General features: G+C 35.6%; 12 protein-coding genes. 5 read left to right on the forward strand and 7 right to left on the reverse strand.

The annotated features are described in order from the left end of the window. Positions 1-474 precede the first annotated feature (474 nt). The gene (locus F6K23_RS41845; protein ID WP_367267717.1) at positions 475-678 is read left to right on the forward strand and encodes a zinc ribbon domain-containing protein; all 204 of its coding nucleotides are present in this window, start codon (positions 475-477) and stop codon (positions 676-678) included. A 106-nt stretch (positions 679-784) separates the two neighbouring features. Further along, positions 785-892: a zinc ribbon domain-containing protein gene (locus F6K23_RS15970; RefSeq protein WP_293157221.1), complete on the forward strand. Its 108-nt coding sequence runs from the start codon at positions 785-787 to the stop codon at positions 890-892. Positions 893-3,221: 2,329 nt separating this feature from the next. Here the strand turns inward: F6K23_RS15970 and F6K23_RS15975 are convergent. Beyond that, positions 3,222-3,557: a hypothetical protein gene (locus F6K23_RS15975; protein WP_293157223.1), complete on the reverse strand. Its 336-nt coding sequence runs from the start codon at positions 3,555-3,557 to the stop codon at positions 3,222-3,224. A gap of 325 nt (positions 3,558-3,882) precedes the next feature. Between F6K23_RS15975 and F6K23_RS15980 the strand changes: the two genes are divergently transcribed. Further along, positions 3,883-4,629, forward strand: coding sequence for a hypothetical protein (locus F6K23_RS15980; RefSeq protein ID WP_293157226.1), 747 nt, complete (start codon positions 3,883-3,885; stop codon positions 4,627-4,629). Positions 4,630-5,250: 621 nt separating this feature from the next. On the opposite strand, the gene F6K23_RS15985 is transcribed toward F6K23_RS15980, so the two are convergent. The 5 genes from F6K23_RS15985 to F6K23_RS16005 all read right to left on the reverse strand — a co-directional run bounded on the left by F6K23_RS15985 (position 5,251) and on the right by F6K23_RS16005 (position 11,613). Beyond that, on the reverse strand, positions 5,251-5,754 hold the full coding sequence (locus F6K23_RS15985; protein ID WP_367267718.1) for an NAD(P)-dependent oxidoreductase: 504 nt from the start codon (positions 5,752-5,754) through the stop codon (positions 5,251-5,253). 112 nt (positions 5,755-5,866) lie between these two features. Then, positions 5,867-8,293: a phosphoketolase gene (locus F6K23_RS15990; protein ID WP_293157229.1), complete on the reverse strand. Its 2,427-nt coding sequence runs from the start codon at positions 8,291-8,293 to the stop codon at positions 5,867-5,869. A 479-nt stretch (positions 8,294-8,772) separates the two neighbouring features. Continuing rightward, entirely contained in the window at positions 8,773-9,363 is a 591-nt protein-coding gene (locus F6K23_RS15995) for a lysophospholipid acyltransferase family protein (protein WP_367267719.1), read from the reverse strand. Positions 9,364-10,336: 973 nt separating this feature from the next. Continuing rightward, complete coding sequence (locus F6K23_RS16000; RefSeq protein WP_293157235.1) at positions 10,337-10,489, reverse strand: hypothetical protein; 153 nt, start codon at positions 10,487-10,489, stop codon at positions 10,337-10,339. Between the two features lie 203 nt (positions 10,490-10,692). Further along, positions 10,693-11,613 (reverse strand): cation diffusion facilitator family transporter, encoded by a 921-nt coding sequence (locus F6K23_RS16005; RefSeq protein WP_293157238.1) that lies wholly within the window; start codon positions 11,611-11,613, stop codon positions 10,693-10,695. A 262-nt stretch (positions 11,614-11,875) separates the two neighbouring features. On the opposite strand from F6K23_RS16005, the gene F6K23_RS16010 reads away from it, so the two are divergent. Then, on the forward strand, positions 11,876-12,208 hold the full coding sequence (locus F6K23_RS16010; RefSeq protein WP_293157241.1) for a DUF2834 domain-containing protein: 333 nt from the start codon (positions 11,876-11,878) through the stop codon (positions 12,206-12,208). A 637-nt stretch (positions 12,209-12,845) separates the two neighbouring features. Then, positions 12,846-13,121 (forward strand): hypothetical protein, encoded by a 276-nt coding sequence (locus F6K23_RS16015; protein WP_293157244.1) that lies wholly within the window; start codon positions 12,846-12,848, stop codon positions 13,119-13,121. Between the two features lie 291 nt (positions 13,122-13,412). Here the strand turns inward: F6K23_RS16015 and F6K23_RS16020 are convergent, their stop codons facing one another. Then, entirely contained in the window at positions 13,413-13,655 is a 243-nt protein-coding gene (locus tag F6K23_RS16020) for a hypothetical protein (RefSeq protein ID WP_293157247.1), read from the reverse strand. Between the last annotated feature and the right edge of the window lie 809 nt (positions 13,656-14,464).

The following is a 14,464-nucleotide window of genomic DNA, read 5'->3' on the forward strand; positions in this document are numbered from 1 at the left end:
TTCCCGGCAAAAGTCGGGAAAACCGTTCATAGCAACGTGACGGCAAAACCATCAACGCAGGCGGTATCTCGCAATGCTTCGAGGAAAATCCCCAAAGCGCTATTTTTTGACTTATTTATGGCTAACTCACATGAGTATTTATTTTGCGCTTTCTTTTTCAAGACTTGGCAACCATTTAGGGATGACTCACGCGTCGGGATCGAAATAACGCGATACTCAGTTGTCAGTTATTTTCCAACTTCTATCATCACACTATTTTCAGGAAATTGCCAGGGATTATCAAATCTAGTAATGCACCCGCCTTGTCTCATAAATCTTGATTATACCCATAAGCTAACATACGTCGCCAATCCGACGGCTCCCCTACAACTAATCAGAGAAAATCAAACAGTTGTAGTTGAAGATTTAGCAGTAAAAAATATGGTCAAGAATCATAACCCACCCCCATCCCCTCCCGGGAGGTGAGCAAGAGGGGTGGGTAGTGATGCTAACTGGGGAGAACTTGTAAGACAGTTAGAATACAAAGCTGATTGGTATGGATGGCAATTAATCAAGATTGACCGATACTTTCCTAGCTCTAAGCGTTGTTCTAATTGTGGTCATGTAGTGGAAAAACTACCTCTAAGTATCAGAGAGTGGAATTGTCCAGAGGGCGTTGCACAGCGACGAATGATTTGAGATTTTTGATTGAATTGGATTGTGGATTAATCAATTGCTAGAATAATTAATATTAGGTTTTTTTTGTCAAAGTCTAAACTAATTTTTGGCAATATCATTCCATAATGTGCAATCCCGTCCAGAGTGTGGTAGTCACCATGACAGGGACATAAACGCTTCGATAAATATTTTGGCTGCTGGACTAGCAGTGTCAGTCTGTGGAGCGCGCTTTTAGACCAGAGGGGAGTAAATCCCGGAAAGCTGGTGCTATGTTAGCGCAGCTCCTCTGTCAAGAGGCAACAGAAAGCCCCTACCAGCGATGTGAGGGAATCCCGCACTGTCTCGTAGAGCAGCGTCCGGAGGATGTCAATTCGTAGCTTATTATATCTAAAAAATTGATTTTTTTTGACTTTATTCAACCAAGAAAAGCTATTTTTTTGAAAATAACTTTCAGAAAGCACAAAAAAAGCAGCTAGTTAAGCTGCATATCTCATAATAACCGTTGTTTTTCTGTGAGGAAACTTTAATAAATTAATTAATTTACGATAGAAAATCGGCCTTGGTGAATCAAGGTATGAAACCTAAATTTAGCCAAATATAAAATGCTTTTCAGTTAATAGTTAGGCAATTGTCATTAAAGCACAATCATAGCCAAAATCACCAACGCCAGAAAATCATTTACCTCTATACTTTTATAATATGTAAAAATAAATTAAATGTGTGTGATTTATCCCATCAGTCAATAGTTACTTTTATCAATAAATTAGACAGGACTTACGCAAGGACACTATATATAGCGTATATCAAATAGAGCGATTGCTGACGCAAAGCTCCGCTAACGCTTAAAAAATTGTAGCGATTGCTGACGCAAAGCTCCGCTAACGCCTCAAGATTTTTGCCATTCATTCAAGAGTAACAAAAATACCTACAAAATAAAAATAGCTCTGAACTTTATTGTAGGCTTTTCCAGCTCTTGTCTCAGATAATCTGAGAGTAATTCATGCTTGACTTGGTAAATAGTTTTTCCTATTTTTACTGCTAATCTTTTCAAAAAATTCCAGACTAATATAGCACAGGTTATATGATTTTTCTGAATTTTTCTGAGACGACATTGACAGAATTCGCTTGCCTTTAATTGTTTAATTCTGGCGTGAAATTATTCAATTTTCCATCTGGTTTGAGATTCAAACTCTACTGCATCTACTGAAGCTTGACATAAGTCATTAGTTGCAATATATTCTGTCCTATTGGTAGAAATAGTTGCCCAGAATACCTTGACTGTCTTGAGTGCGTCTTACATTCTGAGGAGACCTCAGAATTACGCACTCGCTTTTTTATAGCAGAAGAAAGAAGGAAGAAGGAAGAAGGAAGAAGGAAAAGTATTACCTTGTCTGAGTTTTAAGTTTTTGATCTGTCCTAACCTTTGCTTCGACTGTTATATCTCTTGGGAAACCTTTTATCTTAATTATTTTACCTGATATTTTTTCTGACTCATTCCAACTTAATTCTCCAATATTTTTATATTTTTCTATACCACCAGTATCATCTACGCTCGCGATTTATTTTTAAGGGACAGTAATAAATTTTTTCCATGTTATCTATCAATCCCATTAACCTTTATGTTGCATACAAACTATCCATTAACACAGTCTTAAATGGTAATTTTTTCTTATTTACCACACATAAAATCATTTCCTCTACATGATCTAACTCATGTTTTTTTTATCAGTATCTGGGTCATAAAGCGCGATAATCTATGAGCCAAAATTGTTCGATTTTTGGATTAAAATATATACAATTTACTATTCCTATACCACCTTGGCGTAGCCTTGCGTCAGCAAACTACTTGATGCTCATTACCACGCTCACTGTCGCCGCACCAATTCAATTTTATTACTATGCTTCTTTTTAATAACTGTATCATCAAATATTAAATAACATAAGTGTATTAGTTACAATTTCTTTTTGAAAATTTCTCCACAAATCCTGGTTATCAAAGTTTTCAATTTTTAAAGAACGATTTATCTTGTCATGGCTAACATTTTCTAGGTGATTTGCTAAAGAGTGTGATAATATAATTTGTATGAGAATTGAGTAGATACTGACAATAATCAATATAGTTAAAATTCATCTTTTTAGCTTAAATTAACAATAATATTATTCTACAATAATCAGGGTATGTTAGAAAAGTTTATTTACAATTAGCTATATATTATAGAGCTAAAATCAATTATACGAGCGTATCTTTGTATTAGTTATGATAATTTTTTTTGTTCAGGCGATCGCTTAAAAAATTATAGCGTTAGCGGAGCTTTGCGTCAGCAATCGCTCTATTTGACATACGCTATATATAGTTTCTTTGCGTAAGTCCTGTTAGAGTGATAATGTATTGATGAAAATGTGGTTTTCAATAGGAAAACTCAGTGATGCAGGTAACAAGTAAATCTTGATGCCTGCATTTTCACTGTTTTTTCAGCATAATTTTCTTATAGGGGTTTTCATATTGCACTAACTAACCCTGAAAACGAAACAACGACAGAAAAATCAAAATGATACATGATGTGCTAATTGTTATTGTCCATGATGGATATTGCGCTTCTTGCATCTTCTATTTGATCGATGTGAGCTTTGAGTAAAGATAAATCTGTCGCTACAAATCTCTTGTTAGTAGTCAGATCGTAAGCTTCCCACTCTTGAGAAAAATCTACATCTTGCCAAATAAACCAATCTCGGTAGATTTCACCTTCGTCAATATCACCACACAGAGCTAACCAATCATCTCCATCAAAATTGTCTACTGCTGATGCTACTAAATCAAGCCACGCAATAGTAGTACAAGTATCTGTATCGATATTAGTAGCAGAGGAGACGGACTGGGAGAGGCAGATATTAGATGTCATTGCTAAATTCCTTGATTAACTCTATGCTTTAACTGTAGGAACTTTTAGCACTAAAAAGTGATAGATATATGCCACTATCTGAATCAAACCATCTCAGATATCAGATTAATCTACCTTGTTACTACGAAAATGGTAAAGCAGAATCATCCGACAAGTAGACACTTCACAAATTGGCACTATGAAATTCATTTCAAAGGAAACAGGATGTTAAGGCAGTTAGGCAAGTCACAAAAAAAATTTTTAACTGCCTAAAATACTCCACAGTCTCTAAAACTTTGGAGATATCTTAATAATTAAGAACAATATATGGTTGAGGCGTTCAACAATGCTTAATATTAATAAGATAAAAACAAATATAGTAGCTATCGCTGCAGTAGCTCTAACTATTTGCAGCACTCCCCTAGCACTTGCCGAAAATTATACCAGAGAATTTGACGAACAAAAATATCTACGCCAAAACCCTGATGTTGCACAGCTAGTACGTCAAGGAAAATATCAATCTGGTTATGAACATTATGTCAGATATGGGCAATATGAAAATCGCCCCCCAGCTTTCAAAATATTTGATGAGCAAGAATATTTGCGACATAACCCTGATGTTAGAGATGCGATACGTCGTGGAGAATTTCAGTCTGCTTACGATCACTACCTCAAACATGGTCAATATGAAAACCGTAAAGGTGCTTCTAAACCATCACAACCTGAATTTTATGATGATTATAATCAACCTCCTTTTGCTGACAATAATTCGAGTTGCCAAAATATGAATCGTAATTTATATCAAGAGGCATTTTTCCGCACTGAAAGTCGAGTAATTCATATTTGTAGATATGAAAATAGTAACAAATTAGTTTGGTTTGAGCGGAAAAATCGAAGCAATTCTGGTTGGAAAAGTTTTCCAGTAGAAGTTGCCTATAATGGTTTTGTTAATCCTGGTATAGGGTATTTTATTAATAACAATGAATTTATTCATAAACGAGGAAACCGAATGCTTTATAGAGAAAAAGTTCTAACTCAGTGGAGACATAATTGTACCAAAACATCTCCTTATTCATCATCGAATCCTTTTTAAAAGTCTAACTAAAAAGTAATATCATTTCTTATAAACAATGCTATACTTATGCAAGACTTCAATGATTAAGTAACTATTAGGGTTCAATAACTTCAAAATTGATTATTAGCCAGTTATTGTATATTATTTTTATGGGTAGTGGTGCATTGTAATTTTTTCGGTAACGGTATAGCAAGCATTTCAGCCACCATTCACCATTACTATACAGGACTACCTTTTTATGTTTACTAGGATATAGACTTTATATACAACGTCCCTATCCAATCCTCTATACCGCTCAATAAAACATAGAAAAGTTTTTTATTTTTGTATAATTTATCCCCATCTATATCCTTTTTTATAGAGTAGAGACAGGCAATATTCAACAATTAATAATTAATAATTAATAATTACCTCTCCTTGAAAAGAATAGGATTGACTCAAATAAAATTTTTTGCTTGTTTCTCTTTTAAGGGAGAGGCTTTAAACCTTAATTATTCGGCAAAAAACATAGTATCGCTGTACCCATTTTATATAGAATCCGGTTATATGATATATCTTTAATAATTCTATAATTACTTCCATATCCAATCTCCTCTACTCCCCTACTCCCCTACATAATAAGTATTCAACCATTTGATATTATGCTTTAGTCAGAACTTTTTCAGGAAGCTTTACCTCATTTTGCAGAAGCTTTCCTTGTTCAAAGTCAGTAATATTAGATAAGGTTGTACTAGCAATATCATTCAGTGCTTCTTTAGTGAAAAATGCCTGATGAGAAGTAATCAAAACATTCTGGAAAGATTGTAATAACTGGAAAGTATCATCCTGAATAACTGTATCAGATAAATCTTTAAAGAAAATATGTTCTTCTTGTTCATAAACATCAATTCCCAAATAACCAACTATTCCAGATTTTATGCCTTCAATTGCTGCTTTTGTATCAATTAGTTGACCGCTACTGGTATTAATTAACATCACTCCTGGTTTCATTTGCGCGATAGTTTTGGCATTAATCAGATGATGTTTTTCTGGCATTAAGGGACAATGTGAAGAAGAAACAGGAGTAGAAGGAGAAAATTTTTTGGTCGCGCAAAGGTCACGGAGTTCTATCGAGTTCTTATCCGGAATGATATCATACCTCAAATCACCAACGCCAAAAAATTATAACCCTGTAGGGACGTTGCATGAAACGTCCCTACATTGTCATCTACTTAGGAGAAAAAGGGGCGGATTGACTTCTCACTTCTGACTTCAGCTAGTAAGGCCATTTCCAATTAACAACATCAGGTCGGTCAGCACCATACTCATACGCATAGTTTTGACAAGAAATTTGCTCATTGCGGAAATGTTCTTTTGCATGAGCACCTGCAACTTTTAGTCTATCTACTCGGTCAATTACATCCATCGCAATACTGAAGCGGTCAATATTGTTCCGAATAGCTAATTCTAAAGGTGTATTAATATTACCCTTTTCCTTATAACCTCGGACATGGAGATTCTTGTGATTAGTGCGACGGTAAGTATAACGATGAATCAACCAAGGATAACCGTGGAAGTTAAAGATAATTGGTTTATTCAGAGTAAACAAAGTATCAAAGTCGCGATCGCTCAATCCATGAGGATGCTCTGTGTCTGGTTGTAACTTAAACAGATCGACTACATTAATAAAGCGAATTTTCAAGTCAGGGAAAGCCTCCCGTAAAAGAACAATAGCAGCCAAAGCTTCCTTAGTCGGAATATCACCAGCAGTTGCCAACACAACATCAGGCTCTATTCCCTGGTCATTACTTGCCCAATCCCAAATGCCTATACCCTTGGTACAATGCTTAATAGCAGCATCCATATCCATGTACTGTAAGTGCTTCTGTTTGTCAGAAACAATCACATTTACATAGTTTTTGCTCCGCAAACAGTGGTCAGCAACTGATAACAAACAGTTAACATCAGGTGGTAGATAAATCCGAGTCACCTCTGGAGTCTTGTTAGAAACTACATCTAGGAAACCAGGATCTTGGTGAGTAAAACCGTTGTGGTCTTGTCGCCAAACTGTAGAAGTAATCAACAAATTGAGAGAAGGAATTTTTTCACGCCAACTGAGTTCATTGCACTTTTCAATCCACTTTGTGTGCTGACCCACCATCGAATCAATTACATGAGCAAATGCCTCATAAGTGGAGAAAAAGCCGTGTCTTCCCGTCAATATGTATCCTTCCATCCAACCTTCGAGAGTATGTTCGCTTAACATTTCCATCACGCGACCATCTCGTGCAAGCTCTCCACCATCCAAGTCTTCCGGTAGAAACTCTGCCATCCAAGTTTTCTTACTAACTTCATAAATGGCATTCAGCTTATTAGAAGTATTTTCATCAGGTCCGAATACCCGGAAATTATTCATGTTTTTAGCCATGACATCCCGGAGAAATACACCCAAAGGACGAGTATTTTCTGCTTCTATTGTTCCAGGTTTATCTATCTGTATACCGTATTCCTGGAAATTAGGCATATTCAATTGTTTGCAGAGAAGACCACCATTGGCATGAGGGTTAGCGCTCATCCGACGAGCACCATAAGGAGCTATTTCTCTTAATTCCGGTTTAAACTTGCCATTTTCATCAAAAAGTTCTTCTGGTTTGTAGCTGCGCAGCCACTCTTCTAAAATTTTTAGATGTTCTGGATTTTTAGCAACATCAGTCATTGGTACTTGGTGTGCCCGCCAGAAACCTTCAACTCTGTGTCCATCAATTTCTGAAGGAGCTGACCATCCTTTAGGTGTCCGGAATATAATCATCGGCCACCGTGGCAGATCGGCATTGCCAGAACTCCTAGCTTCTTGCTGAATAGCTTTAATTTCTTGAACACAATGGTCTAAGGTAGCTGCCATTGCTTGGTGCATACTATCTGGGTCAGACCCTTCAACAAAATAGGGCTGATAGCCATACCCCAAAAATAGATTTTTTAAATCCTCATGGCTGATTCTAGCTAAAATTGTAGGATTGTTAATCTTATAACCATTTAGATGCAGAATTGGTAAGATAGCACCATCTGTAATGGGATTAATAAATTTATTGGAATGCCAAGATGTAGCCAGAGGTCCTGTTTCTGACTCACCATCTCCCACAACTGGCACAGAAATTAAATCTGGATTATCCAGAATTGAACCTGTTGCATGAGAAAGTACATAACCAAGTTCACCACCCTCATGGATTGAACCAGGAGTTTCTGGTGTACAGTGACTACCAATACCACCGGGGAAAGAGAATTCTTTGAAGAATTTTTCTAGACCTTGTATATTTTGACCCTTGTCAGGATAGACTTCTGAGTAAGTGTCCTCCAAATAAGTTGGAGCTAATACTCCTGGTGCGCCATGTCCAGGGCCAGACATATAAATCATATTGAGGTCAAATTTTTTGATAATCCGGTTGAGATGTATCCATATAAATGCTTGACCAGAACTTGACCCCCAGTGTCCCAAAATTCGACTTTTAATGTGTTCAGGGCTTAGAGGTTCCTGTAGGAGAGGATTCTTTTTAAGATAAATCATCCCTACCATTAAATAGCAAGAAGCGCGCCAAAAAGCTTGCATTTTGTAGAGTTCATCAGAACTCAGGGGCGTTCCTTCCACTGTTGAACGCGCCTGGCCAAAAGCACTGATCGAAGCTATTTTTTCTGGTGTTGATACCATTATTTTCAGATTCCTTATACAAAATTCTACATCTTTTGTCTTTTAGTAAGCAGAATAAATGTCCATTGCTAGGATTAAGTTGAGTTGAGCAATTTCAAACATTCATTCTTGTTTCTGCTAATAGTGGAGATGACATGACTATATTAATATGCCCATCTAGCTACGAATAACTATAACTAACTTCTACAATAAAACTGTCATAAAAGATAGTTAAGATTTAATTAAGTTTAGTATTTATAATTATTATCTTTATTCGAGGGAAAGAATAATAGATATATACCAATATACATATATACCAATTATGTTATAGGTGATAGAATGCCCTATTCAATCAAGGTTGTTCATTATAATTTTTTTATTATGTTTAATGAATTCAGCTTATTTGATAAATTTTAACTACTATTATTTTGATTTTCTCATACTTAGTTTAAACCGATAATTTATCTTGATTTTTAGCTACTTTGATAGCTTGAACTAACCTAATGTTTTTTGTGCAATTGTGTCATAGAAAGTTCTATATTATCAGTAAGTATCTTAGCAGCTTGCTTTTTAGAATAACCAAGATAATCTTTGACTTCTAAAGGAGAACCTATATTAATCTTAACGCCACACCGCCAGGGTGGAGGAGCTGGACGATCATATAAAATGCTAACAGGAATAATTTTTAGATTAAGTTCCTTTTTGCTAGATATTGCCTGTAGTGCTATGCGAGAAACTCCTGATTGAATAGGATAAATTTTGTTATTTTCGGGATATATTCTTCCTTCAGGAAATAGTACCAACATTTCCTGATTTTTTAGGAGTTGAACACTATGGCGAATACTAGAAATTCCAGGATTATCGCGATCAACAGGAAACCCACCCAAGCGACGAATAAACCAACCTTGAAAACCTCGTGTTTGTTCTTCGGAGACCATATATCGAAGTTTACGGTTAGTCACAAACAAACCTGCTGCATAAGCAATAATTAGAGGGTCCCAGCGAGAACGGTGAGTAGGTGCAAGAATAATTGCATCTGTTTTTGGTATATTTTTTTGACCCCTGATTTCTATTTTGAAATAAAATGGCACTAATATACAGCATGACAAAAAGTAAGTTAGTGGAGTTAACCAAACTGAGAACTCAGAGGTAACTTCCGCATATGCTTGATCATTCTTAGGTTTATTGTTTTTAGTCATTGGTGGTGTAAAGGTAAGAAGAAGTTTACCGAAAAATTGGGTTTAAAGCTTCGCCCATAAGCGGGCGACTTTTTATTTGCAAGTGAATTGAATATATGCTACACTATTATTAGTTGCCGGGGGGCACTCGGAAACTCGTGCGCGGACGTGGAGGCAAGCATAAGACTACTGTCAAAGTAGCAGCAGTCTAAGAAGCGTCAACCCGCCGAAGAGCTAGGCTCAGTAGGAATCTCCGTGCCTTTAGGCCGCAGAGGATGTCAAAGGAGGAATATTTATATAGTCGTACAGTATTTTAACAGACTCGATCAATTTTTTAGAGCTGATTTATAAAGTAAATATTAAGAGAATGAATACTTTACAGTGCAAGGGTTTAGCCACATCTAGACCCTATGAGCATAATTTCCAGCAAGTCTAGTCTAGAAAGAGGTTTCAGCTTAGTTTACAAATCAGCTCTAAGACTATTGTTATATCATGTCCGGATAATTAGTGATAGAACTCCGTTCCGCGCTCCGCGTTAACGTTTACGGTAGCATGACCTTAGGAAAGTTGTGCGCCTGCAAACAAAAAACTTTCTCCTTTTCCTCCTCTTTATTCTTTCTTTCTTATTCTAGCGTTGGTGATTTGAGGTATGATATCATGTCCGGATAAGAGCGCGATAGAACTCCGTGACCTTTACGCCACCAAAAAACTTTCTCCTTTTCCTCCTCTTTATTCTTCTTTCTTCCCTCCTGACTCCTGACTCCTAAAGAATTAAGATGAATATCATACACAGGACTTACGCAACAGCACTAATTATAGTGATTGTATTGAGAATAATGACGAAGTTATACGCTATATATAGCGGTACTGCGTAAGTCCTGATACACTAATTTACCAACGCCGTTGTTCTTTCTTCCCTCCTGATATCAAATCCATTTAATTCGGCACGTAAAAAATGTTCAACCATCTCCCCATCTCCCCATCTCCCCATCTCCCCATCTCCCCATCTCCCCATCTCCCCATCTCCCCATCTCCCCATCTAATTACACCGATGCTACCGGATTTGATATGACTCCTGACTCCTTCATAGTTATTTATAAGTATTCAACCGGACATGATATTACTTGTGTTGCTTTTCATTCAAATTGTCAAACGCCAAAAGACGTAGTGCTATAATTAAAAATCCGAATCCTACTCAGAAATCTCACAGCTGAAAATTTAAAATTAAAATTATAGACTTGCTTAACTATCAGATTCATAAGAAATATGTTCTGATTGATAAGCAGGGGGTTCAACATGAATCATGATTCTGGCAGGATGAAACCTTTCTTGTAGAAGCGCTTCTACCTTTTCAGTAATTTGATGAGCAGTTTCTATATCATTAGAATTAACAATGAGGTGCATTTCAATAAATACCTGACGACCGATAATTCCACGAGAAGCAATGTCGTGACAATTAACTACTCCTGGAACTTCCATCGCGATCGCATGAATAGCTTCTGGTGCAACTGCCATATAATCAACTAACCAAGGCAAATTTTCTTTCAAAACTTCCCAAGCACTCCGAAATACTAAAAGAGCGACGGGAAAAGCTAAAACCACATCTAACCAATGGAAAATAGGTAGATTCCAAATATTTCCTTGCCAAATACCAATTAATCCAGCTATAACAATTACTGTCACCCAGATATCGCTCATTGTATGGTGGGAGTCAGCAATTAAAATACTACTACCGATTTTATGTCCTACCCGACGTTCATAAAATGCCACAAAAATATTAATCCCAAGCACAATTAATAATATCCATAGTGCGGGTGGGGAAATATTTACCTCTTGACTACCGCCCACTATTTGTTGTATTGCTCCACTCAGAATTTCAAAACAAGCAATACCAAGGAAAGCAGCAATACCTAGAGCGCCAATAGCATCAAATTTTTGATGTCCGTATGGATATTGACGGTCTGGTTTAGGGGAAGCAAGATGATTTGTGACTAACCCTAAAATGTTATTAGCGCTGTCAGTGACACTGTGCAAAGCATCAGCAAATAGACTCAGAGAACCTGTCCAAAATGCTATTCCAGCTTTGATTAACATCACTAATAAATTTAGTAGTAAAGTTATGATTAAAACTTTGCGGACTTGTTTGCGATGATCGGTAGACATGGTTTAACAATTAATAATTAATAATTAATAATTAATAATTACCTCTTCTTTTCAACGAGAGGATTGATTAAAAGGAAAATTTTTCTTTTTATCCCCTTTTAAGGGGAGTAGCTTGCGGCAGAGGCAAGGGGAGGCTTGAGACCTTATTTTTTGGTCATGGAGAAAGAAAGGATTTGAATAGCATGAATTTTTAAATTCCTATTCATACATTTGTTGGGAATTGCTATACAGAGTAAACTATTTTTTCAGTAGGAAAAACTAAATGAAATATTTCTATGGGTTGTTGTGTTTATGTGGCTTTGTCTTGCCATATGCTCAATTTATTCCTTGGATTTTAGAACAGGGTATCAATCTTAATCTTCTACTTTCAGAAGCAATATCATCTCGTATTAGTGCTTTTGCTTGGTTAGATGTTTTAATTTCTGCTATTGTTTTGTTGGGCTTTATTTTTTACGAAGGTAATCAGAGAAAAATTAAATATTTGATTTTCCCTATCTTAGGAACTTTAACTATTGGTGTTTCTTTTGGTTTACCTCTTTTCCTATTTCTCAGAGAAATTGATAAAAAATCTCTGCAAACAGAGTCGGAAAATTAGATAATTTGTAAGCATTTCCTACGGAATGCTTACAACAAATTTACAAATCTATCCTACCTATAATAAACATCTCCAAAAATCAAAGGTAGTCCTGTATAGTAATGGTGAATGGTGGCTGAAATGCTTGCTATACCGTTACCGAAAAAATTACAATGCACCACTACCAAATCAAAAATAAAATCAATTCTTATCCAGAAATTATCAATTATTTTTCCCTGTTCCCTGTTCCCTGTTCCCTATTTTTTGGAGATGTCTAATGGTTTTTCAACAACTCACCCTGGATATTAGTTATAGTCAGTCTCATGCTAATTAAGGCTTTGGACTATGCCACGCTCGAAACTAGGGACTTGAAAATCCTACCATAAAAGGATGACAAAATTGGTGGGAACGCTTACAGTAGTTTCTCTTGTTTTAGCTCTATATATAAGATAATCGTGAAGTGGATTTTAGAAATATGCTCGTATATGGACTATTAATTTTAGTAATTATCATATTTCTCATCCGTTCCTCTGGTTTAAATATGATTCAAGAACCGAAAACTTGGACTTCATCAGAGCGAACAAGGTCAATTTTCCTCTTTCTGTGGAAGTTTCTTAGCTACATGGGCCTGTCTGCACTTTTTATCTCTCTAGGACTTATGATGGGCGTTATAGGTTATCATTGGGCAGCGGGTTTGAGTTGGATAGATTCTCTAGTAGAAGCTTCAATGATTCTTAGTGGTATGGGACCAATTAGTCCCCTATCAACTACTAGCGCGAAAGTATTTGCTTCTCTCTATGCACTCTTTAGTGGTTTAGTTTTTGTCATAGCTATGGGAATTCTTTTGTCTCCTTTGGTCTATAGTTTGTTAAGTCAATTTCGTGTTCATCTCAACAATGAAAATTACCAACAAGATGAACATTTAGCAAAATGATCGAGATTTCAACAATTAATAATGAATAATGAATAATGAATAATTAAAAATTATCTATCCTTGAAAAGAAGAGGATTGACTGAAAGGAACATTTTTATTTATTATCCCCTTAAAAGGGGAGGCTTTAAACCACAATTTTTCGGTAAAACTTAAAAATAAATGATTAGATTCGTTACAGTTAAAGATGAATTTATCATATCTATATTCTGATTTTTAATGGTTCCAAAATGGGATTTATACTGAGATTAATCTAGCTTTCACAAAAGCTTTTTTCAAAGTTATAACTAATCTTTAAGCTTGATGTTTATAAAGTGCTTTAGGTAATATTCCTGGCAAATTATTCATTAATTCTCTAGCTTGATTAATGCTACATCCAGAAATACCAACAATTTCATTTGCTCCTTGAAATATGGCATATTCTGATGGAGCAGATTCAATCATAATTTGCCAAGTACTATCTGTTGATGGTGGGACTAAAGTATTAGTTGTTGAATTTGTATTGTGGGATTGATGATTAAGAGTCTGCGAAGACATTGGGTATCTAATACAAAGGGTCATTTCAGTTATCAGTTATCAGTTATCAGTTATCAGTTATCAGTTTTTAGCTTTGAAAAAAAGAACGTGATTAATAATAACAGGAATTAAAATATTTTTAGCAAGATATTTTTTGAGATAAAAGAGGGAAATTATCAAGTAATATCGAATCCGGTTAAACAGTTATAGAATGGTTAAGTCTCTAGGAATCAGGAGTCAGGAGTCAGGAGAAGAAAGATAAGACAAGATGAGCATAGTTATGGCAATTGGAGAATTTTTTTTATGTTCAATTAAACGGATTTGATATAATAAATAATATTTAAGCTATTTATTCTGACTAGGTGACTCCTAGAAAAATTATAGCTATTTATAGCAAATATTTATGAATCTATGCCCAGTAATAATATTTTTGCTAAAAACCCTAAATATTTTGAGAGTTAAAAATGAAAAATTAAGCTTTTCAAACATTTTTAACCTCAACAAATAAGCCTGTTCAAAATAGTGGAATATATTCATTAAGCTGTTCTAAATTATTCATATAGTAGGCAAAGCAAAAGTGGGAAAAATATTTCCCCTTCTAAAATTCATCATCACTCTATGCTTTAACTGCTCTGGCAGTTGCTATTAAGTTAAGTGATATTATCCACTGCACAGAGATTAATGAATAATTTGTAGATATTAATTATTTTGGCGTTGGTGATTTGAGGTATGATATCATGTCCAGATAATTACCGATAGAATTCAGTTCCGCGCTCCGCTACCAAAAAACTTTCTGCTTCTATCACTTTTTCTTCTAATTATTTATTCCC

It is taken from the genome of Okeania sp. SIO2C9 (genome assembly GCF_010672455.1).
Lineage (GTDB): Bacteria > Cyanobacteriota > Cyanobacteriia > Cyanobacteriales > Microcoleaceae > Okeania.

What these genes read in the sequence shown, in the direction of transcription:
- F6K23_RS15975 (WP_293157223.1), bottom strand. Translation starts at nt 3,557, where the DNA reads ATGACATCTAATATCTGCCTCTCCCAGTCCGTCTCCTCTGCTACTAAT.
- F6K23_RS15980 (WP_293157226.1), top strand. Translation starts at nt 3,883, where the DNA reads ATGCTTAATATTAATAAGATAAAAACAAATATAGTAGCTATCGCTGCA.
- F6K23_RS15990 (WP_293157229.1), bottom strand. Translation starts at nt 8,293, where the DNA reads ATGGTATCAACACCAGAAAAAATAGCTTCGATCAGTGCTTTTGGCCAG.
- F6K23_RS16000 (WP_293157235.1), bottom strand. Translation starts at nt 10,489, where the DNA reads ATGGGGAGATGGGGAGATGGGGAGATGGGGAGATGGGGAGATGGGGAG.
- F6K23_RS16005 (WP_293157238.1), bottom strand. Translation starts at nt 11,613, where the DNA reads ATGTCTACCGATCATCGCAAACAAGTCCGCAAAGTTTTAATCATAACT.
- F6K23_RS16010 (WP_293157241.1), top strand. Translation starts at nt 11,876, where the DNA reads ATGAAATATTTCTATGGGTTGTTGTGTTTATGTGGCTTTGTCTTGCCA.
- F6K23_RS16015 (WP_293157244.1), top strand. Translation starts at nt 12,846, where the DNA reads ATGATGGGCGTTATAGGTTATCATTGGGCAGCGGGTTTGAGTTGGATA.
- F6K23_RS16020 (WP_293157247.1), bottom strand. Translation starts at nt 13,655, where the DNA reads ATGTCTTCGCAGACTCTTAATCATCAATCCCACAATACAAATTCAACA.